The sequence below is a fragment of the Consotaella salsifontis genome (assembly GCF_900167365.1).
GTDB classification, from domain to species: domain Bacteria; phylum Pseudomonadota; class Alphaproteobacteria; order Rhizobiales; family Rhizobiaceae; genus Consotaella; species Consotaella salsifontis.
Map to the genome: position 1 here is coordinate 1 of NZ_FUXL01000032.1, position 3,514 is coordinate 3,514.

General features: G+C 66.4%; 3 protein-coding genes. All 3 read right to left on the minus strand.

What is annotated here, in order from left to right:
• Positions 1-172: 172 nt before the first annotated feature.
• Genes B5D38_RS21750 through B5D38_RS21760 form a run of 3 tightly spaced genes read right to left on the minus strand, consistent with a single transcriptional unit; the run spans position 173 to position 3,296 of the window.
• Positions 173-1,177, minus strand: a complete 1,005-nt coding sequence (locus B5D38_RS21750; RefSeq protein WP_078710531.1) for a tyrosine-type recombinase/integrase — start codon at positions 1,175-1,177, stop codon at positions 173-175.
• Positions 1,174-2,094: a tyrosine-type recombinase/integrase gene (locus B5D38_RS21755; RefSeq protein WP_078710532.1), complete on the minus strand. Its 921-nt coding sequence runs from the start codon at positions 2,092-2,094 to the stop codon at positions 1,174-1,176. Before B5D38_RS21755 ends, B5D38_RS21750 begins: the two co-directional genes overlap by 4 nt.
• The gene (locus B5D38_RS21760) at positions 2,088-3,296 is read right to left on the minus strand and encodes a tyrosine-type recombinase/integrase (RefSeq protein ID WP_078710533.1); all 1,209 of its coding nucleotides are present in this window, start codon (positions 3,294-3,296) and stop codon (positions 2,088-2,090) included. Before B5D38_RS21760 ends, B5D38_RS21755 begins: the two co-directional genes overlap by 7 nt.
• Positions 3,297-3,514 lie beyond the last annotated feature (218 nt).

Genomic DNA, 3,514 nt, shown 5'->3' on the forward strand with positions numbered 1-3,514 from the left:
TCAGCATGCTCAGCGCCGCCGGTGCGTCACCCTCCCGCGGTCACGGCCACCATGCCTCCGACCCAACGACACCAACCGCGCCCCACACGGCACAGACCATGGCGAGCACGATGCAGGTGCAGGACCGGGGCGGCTGGGACGACGAAGCCACTTCAGTTGCGGACCGTTCCGATCAGGCCGGTGCCTCCAGGTCCGAGAGCAAGGACGCGATCAGCGCATCCGGGGCCTTGAACCGGCCGCGCCTGAGCTCCGGCGGGACAACGGCCTCGATCGCTTCCAGCTTTTCGGAGGGGTCCATGCGAAGATAGACCTCCGTCGTGCGGATATCGGCATGACCAAGCCACAGGGCGACCTTCCGGATGTCATGGGTGGCCTGCAGCATGACGACCGCGCAGCTGTGCCGGAGCTGATGTGGCGAGACGCTCCGACCGCGCAGCGATGCGCAGGTCTCGGCTGCCTTGCCGACGTGCTTGTCGAGCACATACTCGAAGCCCGCGCGGGTCATCGGCTCATCCTGCGCATTGACGAAGAGCTCCGGCACGCGGACCGCGCCCCTGACGCTCAGCCAGGCACGGAGATCCCGCGCGGTCTCCTTCCAGAGCGGCAGGCAGCGTTCCTTGCGGCCCTTGCCCCGGATCGTCACGTTCGCGCCGTGCAGGAGCGACAGGTTTTCGGTCAGAACGCCGACCAGCTCAGAGACCCGCAAGCCCCCTGCGAAGCACAGGTGCATCATGGCCCGGTCACGCACGCCGGATCGTGTCGCAAGATTGGGGGCGTTGAGGATCGCGCGGACCTCTTCCATTGTCAGATGACGGATGAGCCTCTGGTCATGGCGCTTGGCCGGGATCGCATGGATCCGGCCGATCTGCTCCAGGGCGGAGGGCACCTTGTGCTCCACATAGCGCATGAACGTCTTGATGGCGGCGAGCCGCAGGTTGCGTGTGGAAGCGCCGTTGCCACGCTCCTGTTCGATATGGCCGAGGAAGGCGACGATCATCGGCGCGTCGAGGTCTTCGATCGTCAGCCGTGACGGACGGGTGCCCAGCCGTTTCGCGGCGAAGTCGAACAGCAGCTTGAAGCTGAACGCATATGTCTCGCAGCTCTGTAGACTGTAGCCTCTCTGGCGAGGCATGTAATCGCGCAGGAAGGCGGTGATGAGAGGGGCGATCTTCGTCATGCGACGCTCTCCCCGACCAGCATTTCTGCGGCCGAAGCGATATCCGCCATCATTTCCGGCGTCGCCTCAAGATACCAGTAGGTGTTCCGGATATCGGCATGGCCCAGATAGGTCGACAGGGCGACGAAGTGCCGGGCGACCACACCACGCTCGGCGCCGCATTGTTCCAGCACCCGGGTTGCGAAGGTATGACGAAGATCATGGATGCGAGGCTGCCGGCTTCGCTCGGGCGCGATCCCCGCCCGGCGCAGGATGCAACGGAAGGTATAGTTCACAGTCGTCGGGCACAGCTGCCTGTGCTGGACGGATGGGAACAACCAGTCGCTTTCGCCGGCGCGTTGGCGGCGGGCCTCGAGATAGCGTTCGAGCGCCCCAATGACCGTCGCGTGCAGCGGCACGAGCCGGCTCTTGCGGAACTTGGTCTCGCGGATGTGCAGCACACCATCCGTCCCAATGTCGTCGAGCCTGAGCGCAAGGGCCTCCGAGACGCGCAATCCCGTGGCGGCGATCAGCCCGAACAGCATGACGTAGAGCTGGCGCCGCAGGGGATTGGGTTTCTGACGCCGGAGCCTGCCGGCGGCATCGAGGACGCGGGCGATCTCATCCGGCGTATAGATATAGGGGATCGGCCGCGCTTTCCGGCTTGGTGCGAGGTCGGCGGGCGGGATCTCATGCCGAGGATCTTCGGCATTGAGGAAGCGCGCAAACAGGATCATGTCTGTCAGACGCCGCTCACGGGCGTCTGGCGTCCGGGCGACTGTCGCCAGCCAGGCGAGAACGGATGCCGCACTGATATGCGCTTCGCCGCGCCCGGCGGCGAAGCGCGCGAAGGCGCGAAGATGCCGTTCGGCCTTGACCAGCTTGTAGCCAAGCGCGCGGCGCAAAGTGATGTAGCGGGTTGCGTCGCCGCTCAGCATGGAAGCCTCCCGCCCCAGGGCTGCGCGATCTCCGACAGGAGGCAGATATCCACCTTGGCATAGAGCGCCGTGACCGATGGCGAGCGGTGCCGCAACACGGCGCCAACGCCGGCGAGGCTGACGCCGTTGCGCAGCATGGACGTCGCGGCGGAGTGGCGCAGAACGTGGGCGCCGCGATGGACACTTTTGACGCCGGCCCGGTCGAGGGCGCGGCGCACGATGCACTTCACGGCGATGCGGTTGATCGGCCGGACAGGGGCCGCGCTCGTCAGGAACACGCGCGTCGACACGATGTGTGGCCGTGTCCGCTCGATATAGGCGAGGATGGCGTCCCCGATCTCCTGGGTCAGCGGCAGGCGCTCCTCACGCCGCGCCTTGCCGGCAAGAGTTATGCGGCCGGCTGCCCAGTCGATCGCGTCGAAGGTGAGGTTGGCGACTTCGCTGGCCCTGAGGCCCAGTCGGGCCAGGAGCAGGATGACGGCTCGGTCGCGCAGGCGCTCCTCGCCGTCACAAGTGGCAAGGAGGCGGTCGATGTCCGCTTGCCCGAGGCCGCGCGGCGTCGTCGCCAACTGCCAGTTCGCGAAGCTCGGAACCGCCCGTTCCCGCCCGACCGGGCACTGGCCGGTCGCCACCAGATATTTGAGATAGGCGCGCGTGGCGACGGTGATGCCTTGCGCCCGGCCACGGCCGTGCGGCTTTGCCCGATCGAGCACGAAGTCGCGCACCGCGGCAGCCGTGTATGCTGTCGGATCGGTGCCGAGCGACACCAACAGGTCGACAAGGATCGCCTGGTAGGTGTCGAGCGTGGAGTCCTGGATGCCGCGCTGCTCCTGCATCCAGCAACGGAAGGCGCCAAGTGCCGGCCAGGTTTCCTCCAGCGACGGGTACCGCTCCGGGGGCAGGACGTTCGTTTCCTGCAGATAGGAGATGAACAGCGCGGCGGCGCCCTGAGGGGCCCGAGCTGTCTTGCTGCCCCGGAACACCAACGCCGAAGCCGTGAGACCGGAAGCGAGCGTTTCGATTTCGAAGCCGGAGCTGCGCACCCAATCGCCCCACAGGGCGAGCAGACGCACCAGCTCCGTTATCGTCGCCGGCGAGTATTTCCTCTGGGCGAGCCAATCCTTGAAGCCATCGGCATGCGGTTGCAGCCAGTTGATCCGGACATCGACGCTCCGGCGATGTCTGCGCTTTCGTTTTGTCACCGTGTTTTCCTTCGAACTGCTTGTTCACGCCGGGGAAGACCCGGAACGGCGAGCAAAGCGAAGGTTTCGGCCGCATTCCATTCGACCTGCGATCTGCGTGGCCGATCCGAACGCGGCCATGGCCTGTGCCGTGTGGGGCGCGGTTGGTGTCGTTGGGTCGGAGGCATGGTGGCCGTGACCGCGGGAGGGTGACGCACCGGCGGCGCTGAGCATGCTGA

Excerpts from the sequence above, each read along its gene's own strand:
- B5D38_RS21750 (WP_078710531.1), bottom strand. The coding sequence starts at position 1,177 with ATGACGAAGATCGCCCCTCTCATCACCGCCTTCCTGCGCGATTACATG.
- B5D38_RS21755 (WP_078710532.1), bottom strand. The coding sequence starts at position 2,094 with ATGCTGAGCGGCGACGCAACCCGCTACATCACTTTGCGCCGCGCGCTT.